This window comes from Methylosinus sp. LW4 (assembly GCF_000379125.1).
GTDB lineage: Bacteria > Pseudomonadota > Alphaproteobacteria > Rhizobiales > Beijerinckiaceae > Methylosinus.
Genome location: NZ_KB900626.1, coordinates 2,447,930 through 2,468,194 on the forward strand (window position 1 = coordinate 2,447,930; position 20,265 = coordinate 2,468,194).

Annotated in this window: 21 protein-coding genes; all 21 read left to right on the forward strand. The window is 64.4% G+C overall.

Annotation, left to right across the window (positions count from 1 at the left end; all coding sequences use genetic code 11):
• Nucleotide 1: 1 nt before the first annotated feature.
• The 21 genes from METLW4_RS24775 to METLW4_RS0112375 all read left to right on the forward strand — a co-directional run bounded on the left by METLW4_RS24775 (nt 2) and on the right by METLW4_RS0112375 (nt 20,220).
• Entirely contained in the window at nt 2–1,369 is a 1,368-nt protein-coding gene (locus METLW4_RS24775; protein ID WP_018266512.1) for a phage portal protein, read from the forward strand.
• Entirely contained in the window at nt 1,344–2,153 is an 810-nt protein-coding gene (locus METLW4_RS26510) for a phage minor head protein (RefSeq protein WP_085983239.1), read from the forward strand. Before METLW4_RS24775 ends, METLW4_RS26510 begins: the two co-directional genes overlap by 26 nt.
• Nucleotides 2,150–2,833, forward strand: a complete 684-nt coding sequence (locus METLW4_RS24785) for an HK97 family phage prohead protease (protein WP_018266514.1) — start codon at nt 2,150–2,152, stop codon at nt 2,831–2,833. The genes METLW4_RS26510 and METLW4_RS24785 overlap by 4 nt, the downstream gene beginning before the upstream one ends.
• An 18-nt stretch (nt 2,834–2,851) precedes the next feature.
• Complete coding sequence (locus METLW4_RS0112285; protein ID WP_018266515.1) at nt 2,852–4,192, forward strand: phage major capsid protein; 1,341 nt, start codon at nt 2,852–2,854, stop codon at nt 4,190–4,192.
• Nucleotides 4,193–4,254: 62 nt separating this feature from the next.
• Nucleotides 4,255–4,740: a hypothetical protein gene (locus tag METLW4_RS24790; protein ID WP_018266516.1), complete on the forward strand. Its 486-nt coding sequence runs from the start codon at nt 4,255–4,257 to the stop codon at nt 4,738–4,740.
• Nucleotides 4,741–4,803: 63 nt separating this feature from the next.
• Complete coding sequence (locus METLW4_RS0112295) at nt 4,804–5,130, forward strand: hypothetical protein (RefSeq protein ID WP_018266517.1); 327 nt, start codon at nt 4,804–4,806, stop codon at nt 5,128–5,130.
• Nucleotides 5,131–5,161: 31 nt separating this feature from the next.
• Complete coding sequence (locus METLW4_RS0112300; protein WP_157235096.1) at nt 5,162–5,452, forward strand: hypothetical protein; 291 nt, start codon at nt 5,162–5,164, stop codon at nt 5,450–5,452.
• Nucleotides 5,449–6,123 (forward strand): head-tail connector protein, encoded by a 675-nt coding sequence (locus tag METLW4_RS0112305; protein ID WP_018266519.1) that lies wholly within the window; start codon nt 5,449–5,451, stop codon nt 6,121–6,123. The genes METLW4_RS0112300 and METLW4_RS0112305 overlap by 4 nt, the downstream gene beginning before the upstream one ends.
• A complete protein-coding gene (locus METLW4_RS0112310) occupies nt 6,120–6,449 on the forward strand; it encodes a phage head closure protein (RefSeq protein ID WP_018266520.1) in 330 nt (109 codons plus the stop codon). The genes METLW4_RS0112305 and METLW4_RS0112310 overlap by 4 nt, the downstream gene beginning before the upstream one ends.
• Entirely contained in the window at nt 6,446–6,871 is a 426-nt protein-coding gene (locus METLW4_RS26515) for a hypothetical protein (RefSeq protein WP_018266521.1), read from the forward strand. Before METLW4_RS0112310 ends, METLW4_RS26515 begins: the two co-directional genes overlap by 4 nt.
• A 161-nt stretch (nt 6,872–7,032) precedes the next feature.
• Nucleotides 7,033–7,470, forward strand: a complete 438-nt coding sequence (locus METLW4_RS24800) for a DUF3168 domain-containing protein (RefSeq protein ID WP_043331837.1) — start codon at nt 7,033–7,035, stop codon at nt 7,468–7,470.
• A 53-nt stretch (nt 7,471–7,523) separates the two neighbouring features.
• Nucleotides 7,524–7,928: a phage tail tube protein gene (locus METLW4_RS0112330; protein WP_018266524.1), complete on the forward strand. Its 405-nt coding sequence runs from the start codon at nt 7,524–7,526 to the stop codon at nt 7,926–7,928.
• A gap of 32 nt (nt 7,929–7,960) precedes the next feature.
• A complete protein-coding gene (locus METLW4_RS0112335; RefSeq protein ID WP_018266525.1) occupies nt 7,961–8,329 on the forward strand; it encodes a hypothetical protein in 369 nt (122 codons plus the stop codon).
• Nucleotides 8,330–8,339: 10 nt separating this feature from the next.
• Nucleotides 8,340–8,714 carry a GTA-gp10 family protein gene (locus METLW4_RS26520; protein WP_018266526.1) on the forward strand — a complete coding sequence of 125 codons (375 nt, stop codon included), beginning with the start codon at nt 8,340–8,342 and terminating at the stop codon, nt 8,712–8,714.
• Nucleotides 8,711–8,914 (forward strand): phage tail assembly chaperone, encoded by a 204-nt coding sequence (locus tag METLW4_RS24810; RefSeq protein WP_018266527.1) that lies wholly within the window; start codon nt 8,711–8,713, stop codon nt 8,912–8,914. The genes METLW4_RS26520 and METLW4_RS24810 overlap by 4 nt, the downstream gene beginning before the upstream one ends.
• Entirely contained in the window at nt 8,907–12,191 is a 3,285-nt protein-coding gene (locus METLW4_RS0112350) for a hypothetical protein (protein WP_020493740.1), read from the forward strand. Before METLW4_RS24810 ends, METLW4_RS0112350 begins: the two co-directional genes overlap by 8 nt.
• A gap of 62 nt (nt 12,192–12,253) precedes the next feature.
• Nucleotides 12,254–12,871: a hypothetical protein gene (locus METLW4_RS0112355; protein ID WP_157235098.1), complete on the forward strand. Its 618-nt coding sequence runs from the start codon at nt 12,254–12,256 to the stop codon at nt 12,869–12,871.
• Nucleotides 12,871–13,449 (forward strand): hypothetical protein, encoded by a 579-nt coding sequence (locus tag METLW4_RS0112360; protein ID WP_018266529.1) that lies wholly within the window; start codon nt 12,871–12,873, stop codon nt 13,447–13,449. The genes METLW4_RS0112355 and METLW4_RS0112360 overlap by 1 nt, the downstream gene beginning before the upstream one ends.
• A gap of 148 nt (nt 13,450–13,597) precedes the next feature.
• On the forward strand, nt 13,598–13,810 hold the full coding sequence (locus tag METLW4_RS0112365) for a hypothetical protein (protein ID WP_018266530.1): 213 nt from the start codon (nt 13,598–13,600) through the stop codon (nt 13,808–13,810).
• A 1-nt stretch (nt 13,811) separates the two neighbouring features.
• Entirely contained in the window at nt 13,812–15,761 is a 1,950-nt protein-coding gene (locus METLW4_RS0112370; RefSeq protein ID WP_018266531.1) for a hypothetical protein, read from the forward strand.
• Between the two features lie 25 nt (nt 15,762–15,786).
• On the forward strand, nt 15,787–20,220 hold the full coding sequence (locus METLW4_RS0112375; protein ID WP_083919268.1) for a DUF2793 domain-containing protein: 4,434 nt from the start codon (nt 15,787–15,789) through the stop codon (nt 20,218–20,220).
• Nucleotides 20,221–20,265: the final 45 nt, after the last annotated feature.

Below are 20,265 nucleotides of genomic sequence, written 5' to 3' on the forward strand. Positions count from 1 at the left end.
AATGTGGCCGTTCTCTCGCCGCCGGACAGACGCGCCGGCGGCGAAAAAAATCGAGCCGGCGCTGCATTCGGCGCCGGCCGCCGCGCCTCCCTACGAGGCGAAAGCCTCCGCCGTCGGCGCGATAATATCCGCAAGAGTACTGAATCTCCCGCAGTGGCCGCGCCGATCGTTCGAGAAGTCCGCCACGGAGGGCTATCAGCAAAATCCCGTCGTCAACGCCTGCATCTGGAAGACGACGCGCGCCGCAGCGGCGGTGCCGCTCGCGATCATGCGCGGCGACAAAGAGGTCGAAATCCCCGAGCTGCGCGCCCTGCTCAACCGGCCCAATCCGGCGCAGGATGGCCCGGCCTTCGTCCAGGCGACGCTCTCCGACCTCATGCTCGCCGGCGAGTTTTTCGCCGAGCGCGTCGATCTCGGCAAACGGCCGAAGGAACTCTATCGCTGGTCACCGGCCAAGACCGCGGTGAGGCCCGGCGCCGATGGATTCGCCGCCGCATACACATTCAAGGTCGGCGACAAGGAGCGTACGGTCGAGGTCGACCTCTCGAAAGGAAACGTCCCGGTCCTGCATGTCCGCGACTACAACCCGACCGACGACTGGCGCGGGCTTCCCTCTATCGACCCCGCGGCGTTCTCGATCGACGCGCACACTGGCGCTCTGCGCTGGAATGTGGCGCTCCTACGCAACGGCGCGCAGCCCTCCGGCGCGCTCGTCTATGATCCGAAGGAAGGCAGCGACAAGCTCACGGACGAGCAGTGGGAGCGTCTGAAGGCCGAGCTCGAAGAATCGTTCTCGGGCGCGAAGAACGCCGGCAGGCCGCTCCTGCTCGACGGCGGGCTCGATTGGAAGGAAATGGGCTTCAGCCCGAAAGACATGAATTTTGCGGAGGGCCTGAACAGCTCGGCGCGCCTGATCGCGCTGGCGTTCGGCGTGCCGCCGCTGATCCTCGGAATCCCGGGCGACAACACCTTCGCCAACTACGCCGAGGCGAACAAGGCTTGGTATCGCGAGACGATCCTGCCGCTGCTCTCGCAGTGGTGCCGGGCCATGTCGTGGTGGATCGCCCCGGCGTTCGGCACCGACATCCGCATCGAGCCCGACACCGACGACCTCGAGGTGTTCGCCGAAGAGCGCGCGGCCGAATGGGACAGGATCGAAAAATCAACGATTCTGACGATCGACGAGAAGCGCGAGCGGCTCGGCTACGGAGATTACAAGCCGAGTTCGGCGCCTGGCGGCCAAATTCTCGTCTCCTCCGCGCTGATCCCGCTCGAGGCGACGGGCGAGACGCCGCAGGGCGATGCCGCGCCAGAAGACGACACCGAGGGCGCCGGCGACGACGATGGCACAGAGGAACCAGCGGCGTGAGCGCCGCATTGCCCGCCATATCCGCTTGGCGGCGTCTCATGAACGCGCTCTTGCGCATGACCTTCGCAAGATTTTCGCCCGCGCCGGACGTGTCGCCGCGGCGCATGTCGCGACCGGACAGGATCATCTCGCCGTCGCGGTTGTGGCCGGCTTCGAACCAGCCATCGCCAAAGCGCTTCGCGCGCGGCTGCAAGTCTCGGCCATGGCGAGCGCGGAACTCGTCCTCGAGGAGCTGACGGGAGGCAAGGCGCTCGGCGCGCTGTTCGAGCCAACCGGCAAGCCTGCGCTCGAACTGAAGCTGCTCTCGCTCTTCGATGTGGCCGAGCGCACCGTCGTCGACTGGCTCTCGCATCACGCGGCCGAGATGGTGCAGCGCGTCTCGCAATCGCTGAAACGCCTGATCCGCGGCTCGCTGAAGCGCGGGAAGGAAGCGAATGAGCCGCCACGCGTGCTGGCGCGCCGAATGCGCGACGAGACCGGCGGCAAGATCGGACAGAAGCGCGCCCTCGGAATCGCGCGGACGGAGACACACACCGCCACGCAAGTCGGCTCGGAGGCAGCAGCTCAGGCGACAGGGCTCGCGCTCGACAAGGAGTGGGGCGCGACCGAAGACGCCCGCACAAGGCCGGCGCACGCCGAAGCGGATGGGCAAACGGTCGACAAGGACGCCGATTTCGTCGTCGGCGGAGAGCACTTGCGCTTCCCCGGCGATCCGCGTGGCAGCGCCGGGAACATCATCAATTGCCGCTGTGTGGCGCTTTGGGTTCCAAGGATTCCGAAATGATCGAACGTAAGCACGCGCTCGGCCTCAAGCATCTGCCGATCGAGTTCGACGCCAAGGCTGTGAAGGATGATGGCACCTTCGAAGGCTATGCCTCGACCTTCGGCAATGTCGACAGCGGCTATGATTGCGTCATGCCGGGCGCGTTCACCAGGAGCCTGCTCGAACGCCCGGCCGCGCGCATCAAAATGCTCTGGCAGCATGACCGAACGCAACCGATCGGCGTTTGGACGGACGCGGTCGAGGACAGCAAGGGCCTCTTCGTCAAAGGTGCACTGCTCGTCCCGTCCATCAAGCAGGCCGCCGAGTGCCATGCGCTCATGAAGGCTGGCGTCATCGACTCCATGTCGATCGGCTACAAGACGATGGAGGCCGATTTCACGCAGAGCGGCGTGCGCCAGCTCAAGGAAGTCGGCCTCTTCGAAATCTCGATGGTCACCTTCCCGATGAACGATCAGGCGACGGTGACGACCGTGAAAGAGTTCAACCCGCGCGAATGGGAAAGGGGCCTGCGTGACGCCGGCCTCTCGCGCGGCGACGCCGTGAAGGCTGTCGCGTTTTTCCGAGAGCGCCTGCGCGATGCAGGCGAGAATGTCGCGATCGATCCGCGTGAGGCGGAGGCGGCGGCCTTGTCGACCGATGTGGTCGACGCCATGCGGAAGCTGCAATCCGCCTTCCGCTGATCTCACAGGATCGAAGACATGACGGAGCATTTCCGACTCCGCGGGGGCTACAACCCGCTGGAGCGCAAGGAAGACGCGCCGACCAACCCCGAGTTCAAGCGGCTCGCCGACGAGCTGATGAGCACGGTGGCGGCGTTTCGGCAGAAGAACGACGAATCGCTGGAGGAGATTCGCAAGAAGAAGATCGACGACGTCGTGCTCAAGGAGCATGTCGACCGCATCAATGACGCGATCGACAAGGTCGAAAAGAAGCTCACGGACGAGCTGCTCGACATCAAGCGCAAGGCAATCTTCGAGGGCCAAAGGGACACGAAGAAGCCGGCGCCGCCCGAGCTCGAAGCCTACACCAAGAAGTTCGACGACTATCTGCGCGGCCGCTACGGCAGCGACGACAAGCCGCGCGATCTGATGGAGGCGAACAAGGCCGCTTATGAGGCCAAGGCGCTCTCCGTTGGCTCGGACTCTGACGGTGGTTTCACGGTCCTACCGACGATCGAACAGACCATGACGGAGATCGCGATCCTGGTCTCGCCCGTGCGCTCGGTCGCGAACGTCACGCAGATCAGCACCGATCGCGTGCGCTTCCCCGTGAATAAGCGCGGCACGACGTTCGGCTGGAGCGGCGAGACCGATCCCCGCACCGCAACCGCGAATTCACAGCTCGCCGAGTCGGAAATCCCGGTCCATGAAATGTTCGCGATGCCGGGCGCTTCGCAGTCCTTCCTCGACGACACCTATATCGACGCCGAGAATTGGATCGCCTCAGAGGCCTCTCTCGCTTTCGCGCAGGGTGAGGGAGCGGCGTTCATCAAGGGCGACGGCAGCAAGAAGCCGACCGGCTTCCTGGCCTATCCAATCGTCGCTGACGGCTCGTGGTCGTGGGGCAATGTCGGCTATGTCGCGACCGGCACCTCGGGCGGCTTTACCTCGCCCGCCGCCGGCCCGCCGATCGTTCAAGGCGCCGACGTGTTCGCGGACCTCGTGGCGGCGCTCAAATACATCTATCGCCCGAACGCCCGCTTCGCCGCGAACCGTCGGTCCGTCGCTGCGATGCGCAAGCTGAAGACCCTCTACGCTGATTATCTGTGGGTGCCGGGCCTTCAGAATGGACAACCCGCGAGCTTCTACGGCTATCCGCTCGTCGAGTTCGAGGACATGCCCGACATCGCATCGTCCTCCTATTCGGTCGCCTTCGCGGACTTCAAGCAGTTCTACCGAATCGTCGATCGTGTCGGCATTCGCACGCTGCGCGACCCCTTCACGAACAAGCCCTTCGTGATGTTCTACATGACGAAGCGCGTCGGCGGCGGCATCAACAATTTCGAGGCCGGCAAGCTGCTGAAGTTCGCCGTTTCCTGATCGCCAGCACCGCCGCCGGCTTCGGCCAGCGGCCTCAACGCTCTTTCGAAAGGCTCATCGCCATGATGCGCAACCTCTCCTCCATCATCAAGCCGAAGCGCTTGGTCGCGGAGGCAACGCTCACCTCGTCGGCAAGCGCCGTCGTCATCGATCGCGGCAATACGAACTCGCGCATTTGGGAGGCGATTCAGCTCGCCTTCCATGTCGGCGCCGGCGGCATCACCTTCAGCGGCACCAACTATCTGGCGCTGAAGCTCCGCGAATCCGACGACAATTCGACGTTCAACGTCGTCGGCGCGAACGCTGTCCTTTTCGGCGCGGAGAATCTCGCCGGCACGGCATTCGCGCAGGCGCCGGACGCCAATGGCTTCGTGCGCCTCATCAATGCCGCCAAGGCGGCGGCCGACACCGACCCCTTCCGCGTCGATTACGTCGGCTCCAAGCGTTACCTCGAGGCGACGATCACATTCGGTGGCACGCACGGCACGGGCACGCTGGTCGGGCTCTGGGGCGTGCTTGGCTACCCGAACATCATGCCGGTCATCTGACCGCGCCGCATCATCGCGCGCCAGCCATCTGGCGCGCCTCGCTTTCCAAGCTTCGAGGCTCTCATGCCCAAGACGATCAAAATGCTGATCGACAAGCTCGTCAGCCCCAATGGCTACGACACAGAGATGTGGCGCAAGGACGAGGTGAAGCACAACGTCCCCGACGCGCTCGCCGACGACCTGACCCACAAACAGACGCTCGCCGCCATAGTGGTGACGGGCAACGCCAAGACCGACGCCGCCGCCGAGGAAGGCGCACTCGAAGAGGCCGAGCGCCGCGCCAAGGACGCCGCGGCGGCGCAGGCCCTCCAGGAGGCGGCAGAGAAAGCCGCCCTAGAAGCAGTCAAGGCCGCGCAAAGCGGCGCCGCACCGAAGCCGCCTAAGGCCTAATGGAAGGTAACGGAAGGTAATGGAGAGCCACATGACCCAAGCTCAGGACCGATACGACGCCGCGGCGCAGCGCCACAGCGACGCCCTTCAGCGCGCGATTGCGCAGGCCACGAGTATCGTTTCGCTCGCGGCGGATAAGGCGCAGCTGGCGGCCGATCTCGCCAAGAAGCAGGCCGAGTACGACGCCTTGCTCGAAAAGACGGCCGAATATCTGGACGCCTCCACGGCTGCGCTCGAAAGTGCTACGCAGATCCCGGCAGCCACTCCAGCGGCTTCGGTCGCCGCCGAGCCGGCCACCAATCCCGCTGCGCCGCAATCATGATCTCGCAAACGGCGCGCCTTCGCCTGGTCACCGATGCGGCGAGCGAGCCTGTGACGCTGGCCGACGCGAAGGCCTACGCCCGCGTCGACCTCGGCGACGACGATATCCTGATCACGGCGCTGATCGCCGCCGCACGCCGGCGCGTCGAAAAGGAGACCGGGCTCGCCCTTCTCACGCAGAGCTGGGTCTCCGTCTTCGATCGCTGGCCGGATTCGACGAGCGGCGGCGGTCTATCGTCCCCGTGGTGGGATGGTGTCCGCGAGGCTCCGCTCTCCATGGTCTCGCCGTCGGGCGTCATCGAAATCCCGAAGCGGCCGTTTCAGGCGGTCACGCAGATGAAGCTGCGCGACGCCTACGGGTCCTTCGTCACGGTCGATCCGTCGATCTATTACACCGAGGTCTCCGACATGCGCGGGCGCATCGTGCGCGTGCTCGGGAAAATCTGGCCTGTGATCGTCATGGCGCCGAGGAGCGCGATCGAAATCAGCTTCACGGCCGGGTTCGACGCAGCCCCCTACTCCGGCGTGCCGGACGATTTGCTCCTGGCGATCAAGATGCTCGTCAAGCACTGGTACGACAACCGTGAGCCCGTTGCCGAAGGCAAGGTCGGCAAGCTCCCGGCCCATATCGATGCGATCCTCGGCTCGTATCGGGCGGTGAGGCTACAGTGAAAGCGTCGAACGTCGGCGCGATGCGCGAGCGCGTCACGATCCACGCGCAGACGCAAACCGTCGATGGCGTCGGCGACATCACGACGACATGGACACAGGTCGCGACCTGCTGGGCGCGGATGCGGCCGCTGAGCGCCGCCCAGGTGGAGCGCGCCGGCCGCGACGATGCGATTCGCCGTTACGAGATGACGATCCGCTATCGCACCGACATCGCGACCAACAGCCGCGTCATGTGGCGTGGGCGACGGTTCGATGTGCAGGGCGTGACGGACGAAACCGAGCAGCGTCAGTTCCTGACGGTCTATCTGGCGGAGATCAACGCATGATCGAGGTCGACATTCTCGACGATATCGCCAAAGGCGTCGAAAACGACATCATGGCGGCCATTCAGAAGGGCACGAGCGACGGGCTCATGGCTCTCGCGCTCAAAGCGCAGGCCGACGCGCAGCGCAGCATCCTCAAGGGTCCAAAGACCGGCAAGCTCTATAAGCGCGGCGACACGATGCACCGAGCCTCGGCGGATGGAGAGGCGCCCGCGAATGATCTCGGCTTTCTCGCCGCCAGCATCAAGGCGGAAGCAACAGACGCGAATACGGTTGATCTCAAGGCGGATGCGCCCTACGCCATGGCTCTCGAATTCGGCACCTACGACATGGCCGCCCGCCCCTATCTCGGACCGGCCGGCGACAAGGCGCGGCGCCAGGGACCAGAGGTCATCGACGCCTATGTCAAGGCCGCCCTCAAATGAACGCGAGCCGATATTCGGCGTGGAAGTCCTCGACTGCTATCTCGTCGAGGCGACCCGCGAATCTGTCGTCGTCGGCACATGGGGCGAGACGAGGCAGGTCTCTTCCGAGTTCACTTTCGAGCGATTCCGTCGCTCGGGCTATTGGCGCATAGTTCACGCCGATGGCAGCGTCACAGCCGCTCGACGCGGGAAATTCGCTCATCGCGGCGGTCCGCTCGGCCCTCCTCGCGAATAGCGCGCTCGCCGGCATGCTCGTCGGCAACAGGGTTATGACCTGGGCGCCGTCGAGCTGCCCAACGCCTTACGTCCAAATCGCGCATCGCTCCAATGACTGGTCGACGGCGACGGAAGATGGGCAGGAGGTCGTTCTCGACCTGAACATCTATCACCAGCCCGCTTCACAGACGCCAGAAGCCGGAACGGCGCGCGCCATTATGGCGCTCTGCCGGCAGACACTGCACACCGCGAGCCTGACGCTCGCGTCGCCTTTCAAATGCACGCTGATCCGCGTGACGAATGAGATCGGCCCCTATCGCGATCCCGACGGCGCGACGCTTCACGGCGTGGTGACCGTGCGCGCGCTCGTCGACCATACCTGAACCCCGCGCCGGCCGGGTCAAGCGCGGCAATTTTCCCGCAGGAGCATCCGAACATGACAGCACAGGCAGGCCGCCTCTGGGCGCTCTCGATCCTGTCCGGCGGCAGCTACGTGCCCGTCGCCGGACTGAGGACGCGCAGCTTCAAAGTGAACAACACCAACGTCGACGTGACCACCGCCGACTCTCAGGGCCGCTGGCAAGAATTTCTTGGCAATGCGGGCGTCCAATCGCTCGAGATCGATGCGTCCGGGCGATATCAGCAGGACGCGACCGCCAAATTGCTGTTTCAAGCCGCGGCAACCTCGACCCTTCAGACAATGCGGCTCGCTTCGCCGGGCATTCAGATCGACGCGACATTCCTCGTCGACAGCTACGAATCGTCTGGTCCCTACGACGATGCGACCGACTTCACGGTCAAACTCATGTCGAGCGGCCAGCCGACCTTCACCTATTCCTGATCCCGGCCGCAGCTTTCTAAAGGAGCGCTGATATGTCCGCCCTCACGATTCAAAACATCTCCCCCGGCGGCACGACGCCGAGCTATCAGGCCGCGACGTCGTCCGATACCATCCCGGGCGCGTCGGGGAACGAACGCCTATTCTTGCATGCCAAGAACACCAATGCCGCCACAGCCACCGTCACCATTCAGCCGGTGTCTCCGACGAGCTTCAAGGTTCCCGGCGTCGGGCCGGTCACCATCCCGGCGATCCAGGTCACCATTCCGGCGACGACGGGCGACAAGATGATCCCGATCCCGCAGGCCTATATCGATGCAACGGGAACGGTGACGATCGCCAACAGCGGGACCATCACGAACCTCACGCTCGCGGCGATCGCGCTGCCTGCCCTCTCGCTGTGATAGGTGGCCCATGGCGAACAAGGTCCGTGGCGCGGTCTCTCTGCAGCTCGGCGAGGAGACGCTCAATATCTGCCTCGGACTCGGCGCGCTCGCCGAAATCGAGGACGCGTTCGAAGTCGATAGCTTCGAGCAGGCGCCGGTTTTCGCCGGCCGGGGCGTGAGCGCGAGATCGGCTCTCAAATTTCTCGAGGCGATCCTCAACGGCAACGACTTCGAGTTGACGCCTGCGCGTTTGGCGGCGCTGCGAACGCTCCGCCCGAATGAGGTGTTCGACCTGATCCAGTCGCTCTTCCGGGCGTCGGGGCTCGAAGCAGCCGCCTCGCCCGAAGCGCAGGAAGGCGCCGCCCCCCCTTTGGGGGCCGAGAGCGCTGGCGCGTCTGGATGAGCATTGGCCTTGGCCATCTGCGCATGCGCCCTGATGACTTCTGGCGCATGACGCTGCCGGAATTCTTCGCAGCCTGCGACGGCTATCTCGAAAGCCGCGGCGTTCGGAAAGCCGGGCGCGTCACCGCGCCGACGCGCGCGGAGGTCGCCTCGCTGTTCGCGCAGCTCGACGATCAGGGGAGGCTGAAGAGCAATGGCTGAAGCCGAAGTCGGCGCGATCGTCTATCGCTTCCAGGCGGACACGTCCGGCCTCAAGGCCGGCTTCGCCGAGGCGCAGACGCAGCTCCGCAGCATGGGCGCCGGCGCGGCCGAGGCTGGCAAGCAGGCCGCCGCCGCTGGGCAGCAAACCGGGGCGGCGTTCGAGCAGGCCGGCCAGCGCGTCGCCCGCGCGAGCGAATCCGTCGCGAAGCTCCAAAAGGACATAGCCGGCGTCGCACGCGGGAACCCGCTCAAGGAAATCGCGACGGGCGCGGATGGCGCGTCGGCCGGATTTCAGCGCGCCAGTGTCAGCGTCGAGAAATTCAACGCCGGGCTCGACCGCGTTCGTGATTTCGCATGGAATAACACTGGATTTTCCGGCGACGAGATCGATCGCGTCATCAATCCGCTGCAGGGGCTCACCGCGGCAATCGGCGTGCTCCCGACGATCGCGGTGGCTGCCGTAGGTGCTGCCGCCGCGGCATTCGCGATGCTCGAGCTGCGCGCCCGCGAAGTCCATATTGCCGCGCAGCAGCTCGCCGACGATCTATCGCTCGGCGGTCAGGTCAATGCGTTCGGCGGCGCCACCGAGGCCGTCGGGCATTTGGCCGAGCAGCTCACGCGAATGTCCAGCGCCTGGGATGTGGTCGGCAAGGGCGCCGCGCTCTCCGCCGACGAGGCGCGCCAGTTCGCCGGGGAGATCGCGAAGCTTCCCGCAGTCACGACGGACATAGCGGCCGGATTCGCCGATCTCGCGCGCTCCGAGCGCTACGCCTTCGGCGCCGAGGGCGTCGATATGGTGCAGGGGCTCGTCGGCGCGCTGAAGCAGCCCGAGCAGTCACTGCAAACGCTCATCTCCACAAACCTCGGCCTTACGGCAGCCCAGCGCCAGGCGGCGCAGGGCGTGCTCGACAGCGGCAACGCGCAGCGGCAGGCCTCGACCTATTTCCAGCTCGTCACAGATGATTTCGTGCGGCAAAAGTCAGAGGCGGTCCTGCTCGACGCCGCGCACAATTCTCTGAGCGGCACAACGCGCGCGCTCGCCGATGAGGCGCTTGCCGCAGCGCGCGCCAGCGGCGATTTCGAAGGCGCGCTGCAACAGCTGGCGCTCGCCGGCAGCTCTGCCGCGCAGAAGCTCCTCGGCGCCGTCTCGGCTATTCGCTCCATCCGCGCCGAGATGGCGAAGGGATTGAGTGGAGAAGCCCTCTCCAACGCGCTGCAGAACGCGAACGACAAGCTCTATCCCCTGCATACAGCCGCTCGCGCGGCGTCGGCGCAATTCGCGGACGCGACCGGGCAGGTCAAAGACCTGGAATCGCGCCTCGGCAATGCGACCGCGAACCTCAACCGCCTGAAGCAGGCTGGTGAAGAAGGAACGAAGGAATTCGTGACAGGCACGGCCGATGTCGCGCAGCTCAATGACCAGCTCGTCAAGGCGCGCGCCAACGCCGCGGCCTACGGCATGGCCGCACAGAAGGCCAACGAGGCCATCGAAGGCGGCGCAAGCTACGATCGCACGAAGAAGAACATCGACACGACGCATGACGCCGATAAGGACGAGGTCGCACGCCACCGCGAGACGATCGCCGCCCTCGAAGCCCAGCGTGCGGACCTAGAGCGCGCGAATGTCGCCTCGACCGAGGCCGGCGCCGCCAAAATCCGCGAGATCAATCAGGGACTGCGCGACGAAGAGGCGAAGCTCGCCGACGAGCGGCTGAAAGTCCAGGTCGCGCGCATCGACGCAGAAATCGCGAAGGAGGCGCAGGGTTCGGAACGCAAAAAGCAGCTCGCCCGCCAGAAATTCGAACTGGAGACACAAGGCGTCTCGCCGAACTCGGCCGAATACGTCGGCAAGGAGAGCGAGCTTCGGTCTGCACTCGACGAAGAGGCGAAAGGCGGCGGCGGGAGCCGCGGCGCAGCGGCGAGTGAGCGGCAAAGCGCCATCGAGCGCTATCTGGACAGCCTCCGACAATCCGAGGCGCTCGCGCGCGCCGAGGTCGAGAATTGGGGCAAGGGCAATGTCGAGCGCGCGCAGGCCGTGGCGCTCGCGCGCGCGAAAGAAACGGCCGACCGCGAGGGCCTGACGCTATCCGATGCACAGCGCGCGCAGATCGAAGCCGCCGCCGGCGCGACGCAGCGCTACAAAGACCGCCTCGACGAGCTGAAGCAGAAACAGCAGGAAGTGAACGCCGTCGCGCGCGAGTTCGGCGATATGCTCGCCAGCTCGCTCGATCAGGTCGTCGTTCAGGGCAAAAACCTCAAGGACACCCTCTCCAGCCTCCTGAAGAGCCTCGAAAGCTCGGCGCTACGCGGGCTGCTCACTGGCGAGGGGATGTTCGGACAGGCGTTCGGGCTCGCCGGCAAAAACGGCGCGCCCGGCGGCTTGTTCGGGCAGGCGTTCAACGGGCTGTCGGGGCTCTTCGGCCTCGGCGGAAATGGCGCGGCGCAGCCGGCGCAAACGGGCGCGCCGCTCGCGACGGCCCCGGCGCAGAATGGCGTCGTCGGCGCCGTTGGCTCTATCCTCGGACTTGGCGGCGCGGTGCAATCGGTCGGCGCAATGAACGTCACCGCCGCCAGCGTCACGGTCTCGGGCGCCGCCGGTGGTGGGGTCGGCTCTCTCCTCTCGAAGTCGGGGGCGTCAGAGAATGGCGCGACGGCAGACGCCAGCACCCCGCAGGGTGGCGGTCTCTTCGATGGCGTCAGCGAGCGCCTCGGCGGCCTGTTCTCGAAGCTGACGAGCGTGTTCGACCAGCTGTTCTCGAAGATCGGCGATCTCCTCTCTGGGCTCATGAATTCGATCGGCGGACTGTTTTCCGGCGGCGCCGGCGGCAGCGGTGGCGGTCTCCTCTCCGGCATCGGCAGCCTATTCGGCGGCATGTTCGCGGAAGGAGGAAGCCTTCCCTCCGGCAAGTGGGGAATCGTCGGTGAGCGCGGGCCTGAGATCATTTCCGGCCCCGCGCGAATCACACCGATGCACAAGTTCGCGGGGATGTTCGCCGACGGCGGCATGATCCCTGAAGGAAAATGGGGGATTGCCGGCGAGCGCGGCATCGAGATGGCCAGCGATATGGCGAGCAGCGGGGCGGCAGCGGCCCACGCGTCCGATCGCGGCACATCCATCAAGATCACGAATATGCGCGGGCGGGATACCGATGTCTCCGCAAAGCGCCTGACCGACGGGGAAATCAGCATCCTCATCGACCACAAGGTTTCCGGTGCACTGCAAAACTATAGTCGAAACATTCTCGACATCGTCCAGGATCGGCAAAACCGAGCATGAACTTCGTCGATCCAGCTCTACCGCGGTGGCCGCGACAATTGGCGCCGGTGGAGATCGAGCCGATGGTCGAGGCGCCCTTCGTTCAAGGTCCCCGCCCCGCCATTGGCGCCCCGCTACGCGTGCGCAACGACGCCGGCCTATGGGTGATGCGCCTCGTCGATATCCAGATCCATGATTGGAAAATATTCGCATATCGCGCGATCCTGTTGCGCATCATCGCGACGAGCGGCGCGCTCTATATGCCCATGTGGGACTGGCGGCGGGCTCCGCTTTCACCATCTGATCCGACGCCGTTTTCTGACGGAACGACGTTCTCGGATTCGTCCCTCTTCGCTGGCGTATCGGCGCCCGGCGTCGTCGCCGCTACGGCCGAGCAAATGACCACACGCTTTCGCATGACGCCGCCCGACGGCGCTCTGCTCTCGGCCGGTCAATTCATCGGCCTCGGGGAGCGCGGCTACGGCATTTTCGACCTCGAGGAGATCGATGACAGCGGCGACAAGATGATTTCCGTTTGGCCGCCGCTGCGCGAGGCGCTCGTCGCCGGGGACGAGGTCGAGCTCTATGACCCGGTCATTCGCATGCGCGTCGATATCACACAGGCGCGCACGACTCTCGGATCGCTGCATCTCGGAATTCACGGCGTGGTCTCGCTCGATTTCATCGAGGATACGTGGTGATGATGGATCTCGATGACTGGCTCGCGATGCACGACAAGCACGCAACGCCGCATATGACGCTCGGCTTCACCTTCTATTTCAAGAGCCAGACAATGCATGTTTGGCCCGGTCGCTATTCGCTCGACGTCGGAGACCGAATCTTTCTCGGCGCGAATGGCGTCGGGACGATCAGCAATCTCGAATTCGGCTATGGGCGCCCGAAAGAGACCACGACGATCGTTCTCTCGGGGCTCGATGCTCGCTATTTCGCGCTCGCCGAAAGCCAGGACGACGAGGTGAGAGGGCGCAAAGCCGAGATATTCATCCTCGCCTTCGGAACGGGCGTCGCCGGCGAGGAATGGAAGCTCGCGGCCGTCAGCCTCGAGGCGACGCGCGAGATGGACAAGCTCACCTCGTCCCTCAATCACGACGATGGAACCTCGACGATAACTCTCACCATGCAACCGCTGGGCTCAATGCGCTGGCGGCCCGTGCATGGCCTTATCACCGATATCGATCAGCGCGCGCGCCATGCGGGTGACCGCGGCCTCGAGCGCGTGGGGTTGGTGCAATATTCGCGACCGCTCGACTTCTCCTGACGCCGCCGGCGACGTGCTCGCCTTTTTCGAGTCCTACCCGCTGCGTGCGGACTCTCTATGCAGCGAGCCAGTGGCTGATTGTTTGCGCGCGCGAGGCGTAGCTGTGCCCTTCTCGCGACGGCGACAGCTCTCGCTCTGGCGGCGCGGGATGCTGCTCGGCGTGCATGCAGCCGCCGAAGCGATCGGCGCGCGCGAAATCGCGCCGCGGGACGCCCGCGAGGGAGACGTCGTCTTGATTGCTCAGGAAGAGGCGGCCCCCGCCCTCGCCATGCGCGCGCGTCACGCCTGCGTCGCCGCGTCGTTCGGCCGGCTGCTCATCGTCTGCGATCCCGTCGTGCTCGCAGCGTGGAGAACCGGCTGACATGCCGCAGCTGCTCGTTCCGCTGATCGCGGCGGCCGTCGAGGTCGCTGTGCCGGCCGCAGCGGCCACCGCCTTCGGCGCGGTCACATTCTCGACGATCGCCGCCACGGTCATCGTCACCGGCGCGCTCGCTGGAGCCGCCCTGGCGCTCGCGCCGCGCCATCGCCAGCAGGGGCAGCTGCCGCAATTGCCGCCGTCGCAGACGATGATGACGCGCGCATCGCCGGTGGCCAATCGTTTCTATGGCTTCGGTCTCGTCTCGGACGGTGGCGACTTTAGCTTTTACGAACTGGAAAACAGCTGGCTCGGAATGGCCGCCGTCATCGACTGCGGGCCGATCGATGGAGTTGAGGCTTGGTATTGCGATAACGAGCTGCTGCCGCTCTCGAGCGGCTCCGCAGCCTATGCCTATGGCGCGCCGACGACCTCGATCGGCAGCGTCGATTTCGGCGATGGCGTGCAGTGGCCGCATTCCGGAATCAAATATACGCAGCGCTTTTCTTATATCTATTGGCAAGGCCAAATTCAGCAATTGCCGATCGGAACGGCCCCGAGCGTGTTTGTCGAGTTCCGCAAAGCGACCGATGCCGGCCGGCCTTCGACGCTCTTGCGGGAATTCTTCGGTGATCATCCGCTCGGCGTTCGCCCGGATTACGCCTCCACCGTCATCAACTGGGGAGCCGACCACAAATGCTGCGGCCTCTCCATGGCCTATATGGTGGCGACGAAATATCAGACGATCGATCGCTTCAAGGTCTATCCCGAGGGCTTTCCGAAGTGGCGCTTCGTTCGGCGCGCAGCGCTCGCTTACGATCCGCGAGACCCGACGCAGAGCTTCGGGGATAAATCCACCTGGAAATATTCCCGCAATCCGGCGATCTGCCGCGCTTGGCACCGCACCCACGAGGCTGGGTTTCGCAACACCGAAGACGAAATCGATTGGGACAGCTTCGCGGCCGCCGCTGATCGCTGCGATGAGCCGACGCCGAACTTCTACGGCGATAATGAGCCTTGGGCGCGCTGCGATATGCAGTTCAACACGGCGGAGGAGCGCCGCGCGGTCGAGGATCGCATCGATATCTCATGCGACGGATTCTTCTATCAAACCGAGTTCGGGAAATGGGCCTACTGGATCTATGACGATCTCGAGCCCGATGTGACGTTCACCCTTCGCGACGTCTCGGCCGTCACGCGTGATCCGGTCGGCGGCGCTTATTCCGCCTCGTCGAAGTTCGTCGGCATTTATGTCGAGCCGCGGATGAATTTTCAGAACAACGACGGCCCGGCGGTGATCGACGACGCCGCCTATGACGCGATCGGAGAGCAGGTCGCCCAGCTCCAGCACGAGGCCATACAGAGCTTCTCGCAGAGCTATCGGCTCGCACATCGCTCGATGCGCCGCGTGAACTGCAAAGAGCGGCGCACGATCATAGGCGGATGGTCCCTGCTCCGCGCCAGGCGCAAGCGCGTCTTGCGCTTCGACTGTCCAGAGATCGGCCTTTCCGGCAAGTTTTGGCTCGACGGCCCTATCGAGGTGACGCCGCAGCTCAATCGCGTAACGATCAAGGTCATCAAGCTGGCGAATGACGCATTCGATAACGTCACGCCGCCGAACGATCCCGTCAATCCGACCGTTGCTGTTCCCGTGCCTGCCGGGCCAGCGATCGATAAGCCGGCGACGCCGACCCTTTCGGTGGTCACAGTGGCCGGCCAGAAGTTCATCCAGATGTCGATCGCCGACCCCGGCAATGACGTCCTGATTCCGCATTTCCACTATCGCCGCGTGACCACACCAGAAAGCGCGTGGTCGATCGCGGATACGATCCTCGGCCGGTGGGCGCGCGAGACGGACGCTCTCGTGCTCGGGACCTATCAAGTCGAGGCATGGCTCACGTCGCCCTACGGCGAGGTCAGCCCCTTCTCGGATATGGCGACAATCGTCGTCTCCTGACGAAATCCAAAAAGCAGAGGCTGAAATGGCTGATCTGGCGGCGCTGTTCGCGTCGGCGTTTCGCGATCGTGTGACTCCCGGTGTCTCGGATTCGCCGCTCAATCGTCCGGCGAAACCAGAGCTTCGTGCGCTCGGCTCTTCTATCGCATCAGAGATCCTTTCGCGCTACCAAGCGCCGGTGACGGGCGTGCAATCGCGCACGCTCACCACGCCTCCCGTCAGTCCGTCGGCGGGTCAAAGATGGATTGTGCCGGCCGGCGCCACAGGCGCTTGGAGCGGACAGGCGGGGAAGGTTGCCGAGTGGTCCGGGTCGGCATGGACGTTGACGACGCCTACTGCGATTTTCTCGGCCTATGTGCTCGATGAAGCGCAGCTCTACGGCTATGACGGAACAGCCTGGAAAATCCTGACCGGAGCTGCGCTCATCTTTGCGCTGAAGAGCGACATGCTCGCAGTGACGACGGCGCCCGCAAACGTTCGCGCCGACGTTGTTTCCGACATTGTCGCCAAGACCGCTTATCGCAGCCGCGCGTCCAACATCGCGACGATTGTGACCGAGACGCCGCACAGCCTGACGACCGGCGATAAGGTCAGCGTGCGCGCCCTCCGAGGATCGGGATACGCGGCGAGCAACGTTGCCGTCACTGTGGTCGACTATGCGACCTTCCGCTATTCGAGCCCCGGCGCAGATGAATCTCCGATCGCCGATATCGGCGGCCAGATTGACCGGAATGGCTCATTTGGGTCCGATGGCTTGGGCGGATGGGGCTGGAAAGGCGACCCGACAATCGACCCGAGCATCGCCGCGCAGCTCGGCAAGGCCGAAACGATCGTCGCCGATATCTCCACGCTGGCGACGCTTACTCAATACGTCACCACTACGGGCACCCTTTCTACGACCGACGCGAATTGGCGCTCGTCGCCGATGCTGCAAGCGGCGCCCGGAGAGGTCTATGTCTTCTCTGGCCTCGGCAACACGGGCGTCTCCTCCGTCACTTTCTATAATGCGTCGGCGACGGCGCTCGAGACGCATGTGAGCGCCTCGAATTCGGCGATCTATAGCGGCTCCTTCACAGCGCCGGCTTCCACGGCTTTCGTCCGGTTCTGTTACGGCACGCTCGGCGCCGTTCCCTCATCGTTCAGAGGCTCGATCAGCGGAGCGCCGCTCTATCTCGCTACGCGCGGTCAGGCGGTCGAGCTGATCGGCCGCGCCACGAGCTCCGGCTATCTTGGAGCGACCGGCGTCCTCGCAAGCTCGGACACCAACTGGATCTATAGCGGCTTCCTGCCGGTCGCGCCGGACGACACAATCATCTTCACGCTCTACGGCAACTCCGCCGTGGGGAACGTGTGCTTTTACGACGCAAACAAGCAGTTCATTTCCGCCAAGATCGGCTCCTCGGTGGCGCCGCTTGCCGATGTGGTCGACGGCGCCATTCGCGCGCCGGCCGGTTCCGCCTATCTGCGCGTTTCCACGGCGTCCACCGCGTTTCAACCGACGCTCGCGCAAACCGTCAAGCTGGTCACGACGTCGGCGGCGACGTGGGAGGCGTTGAGAGCGCTCTCTGATCGCGTCGATAGCGGCCAAGCCGTCGAGCTGATGGACTACGCCACCAACGTCGGATACTTCGGCCCGACGGGCGTCTTCACATCCGACGCGAATTGGGTGTGCACGAGCCTCCTGCCCGTCGAGGCCGGAGACGCCATCACATATAAGCTCTGGGGCCATTCGCTCGTCGGCAGCATCTGCTTCTTCGACAAGACGGGGACGTTCTTGTCCTCCGTCGTGGGCGGCGTCGTCGGCAGTCTGCTGGCCTACTTGTTCGAGGGCGTCGCAGTCGCGCCCGCTGATACCGCATATGTGCGCATTTCGACCGCGTCGGCCTCCTTTCATCCGACGCCGACGCAAACCGCCCGCCTGCCCGTAACGGTCGGCCGCGTCTGGGGCGAGGTCAACGCCACGGCCAATGCCAAATTCGCGCTCGCGCCATTCAAGGCGCCGCGGCAATTGCAGCTCCAAGCGACCGACAAAATCCTGCTCTACGGCGACAGTCTTTCGTCCGCAGACTATACGGGATACGCCGATGCGATGGCCGATCTCACGGGCGTCAGCGTCTACGCTGGTGGCTTCTCGGGCTATACGACGGCGCAGCTCGCCGCGAACGCTCAGCTACAACGCATCTGGGATTATGGCGCCAGGGTTGTCGTGGTGCTGATCGGTGGCAATGACACCGGCGCGGCCGGCACGGTCGGCACTTTCGGCGCCATTGCCGGCGAGTCAATCGTCCCAGAGACGGATATTAGCGCTGATTATGCGGGCTCGACGCTCATCCAAGCGATCAGCCACATCATCCGCAAGTTCAAGGCTCGCTACGACAATATTCGCGTTCGCGCCAATCTCACCGGCTCGGAGACGGAGGCGGAGCGTGACGCAAAGATCGCCCCCCTGCTGAAGCCCGTTCTCGTCTTCGCGACCTCGCTCCCCCAAAAGCGCATCGATTCGGCGAATGCTTATTCGCAAGCGGAAAATTGGGAACGCAAGCGACGGGCCGTTGTCGAATGCTGTGACCGCTATGAGGTCCATTGCGTCGACCTCATGCGCGCGACGTCGCCCGATATGAGCGTCGAGCCCTATTGGACGTCGCCAACCGACACGGTGAACAACCGCGGCGTCTGGTTCATGGACGGCCTGCACCCGAACAAATATCTGTTTCGCAAAATGGCCGAGATCATCGGCGCCGATGTCGGAATCGCGACCAATGTCGACCTCGCCTTTCTTAGTCCGGCGACATTCGCGATGGATCAGCTCGCCGCCGATTACCGCGTCTATCAGCGCCAAACGGCTTCCGGCGGCGGTGGCGGCCTCGGCTTCGGGCAGGTGGCTATCACCGCCAGCGTCTCGGTGCCGGGCCAAATCTGGGCGCGGTGCCGTTCAGCGGCAGATGGCTCGACGATCCTGCAAGCGCCCTGGCGCGCGGCGCTGACGCGCGTCGCCGGCGCGCAGACGCTGAATATTCAGGGCGTCGATGCTCGCACTGGCTGGTTCTATCTGGACTTGTCGGGGGATGGAACGACGTGGCAACTCGGGATGACGAAAATCGGCATGGGCCGCGTCATCGGTCTCGCCGGACAATCGCTGGCTGTTCGCATGCTTGGGCGCATAACCGACACTGCGACCAATTCATCACTCAGCGTCTCCATCAGCCCGAATGCCTCAGTTTACGCGACCTACGAAGATTCGTCCCGCACAGTGTCTTCGCCGGCGTGGGCGCTTCCTGCCGACGCCACAAACTATGACAGCACGTTCGCATCTGAGTTCCTGCGTCGCGAGGTCGCGGCTTCCGGCGTCAACTGCGCGCTCGTCGGACACGCAGTCGGAGGATCGTGGATATCGACGTGGGTTCCGAGCGGCGACGCTTACAACGTCGCCTCGCTACGCGCCGTGCTGGATGCGGTTGGAGGGTTCGAGGCGTTCATCTGGTTTCAGGGTCACACGGACGCTGGCAACGGTATGGACCGAGCCACCTACGCCGGCTATCTGGCCCTGGTTATCGCCGATCTGCAGGCTCACAATGTCGTGCGCGGCTCGCAGTTTCAACTGTTGCTGTGCGCGATCCCGAATATCAACAGCTCGTCGTGGGGCTATAACATCCAGCGTGACGAGATCAGGCAGGCTCAGCTCGAATACGCCAAGGCGCGCAATGCGCTTTACAGTCAGCCGATGAATCTCGATCTCATCGACGGGGTTCACCAGACGCAGGCCGGCAGCGTGACTTTGGGTCGGCGCTTCTCTGACTCGTTCCACGGCATTGTCTACCAGTTGCCCACGCTCACCGGGACGAGCCCGACCTATGCAGCGGCGTCGCCCACCTCTTTCGGTCAAAGCCTCACCGGGGGCTATGGCTTTTCGGCTGACCCTGACGATAGCATCACACCCGGCGTCATCTGGACGCTGGAGGCGCGTTTCAAAACATCCACCACGCCCAGCACGGTGCAAGTGATCTGCGGTCAACCTAACAAAGGGTGGATCGGCGTCGCCACGGACGGAAAACTGGTCGGCAACGTCGCGCCTTCCGGCGGCGGCAGTGTCTACGTCAACGGCACTGGACCGTCAGGGGGTGGAACTAATCCAGTCGTCACCGATGGCAACACGCATCATGTGGCTCTTGTCGTCACGCGCTTCCTCACGTCCCTCTATTTGGACGGCGCTCTTATCGGCACGGTCATGAACGAAGTCAGCGGCATCGCCGGAAACGCGCGCTTCGGCATCGGCACAATCGATCTCGCTACGCCCGGCGATTACGTCTTCGCAGGCACGATCGACGAAGTCGCCATCTGGTTCGACGACCACTATACGGGAGCGTTCACTCCGCCGACTGCACCTTACACCGGCCTCGAACTCGGGCTCGGCATGGTTTGGCATCTCGACGGCAACCTCAACCGTGTGGCGCCGGGTTAAACGGGCAGCGCCGGCTTGCGGCACATCCTGTAAATCGCATAGCTT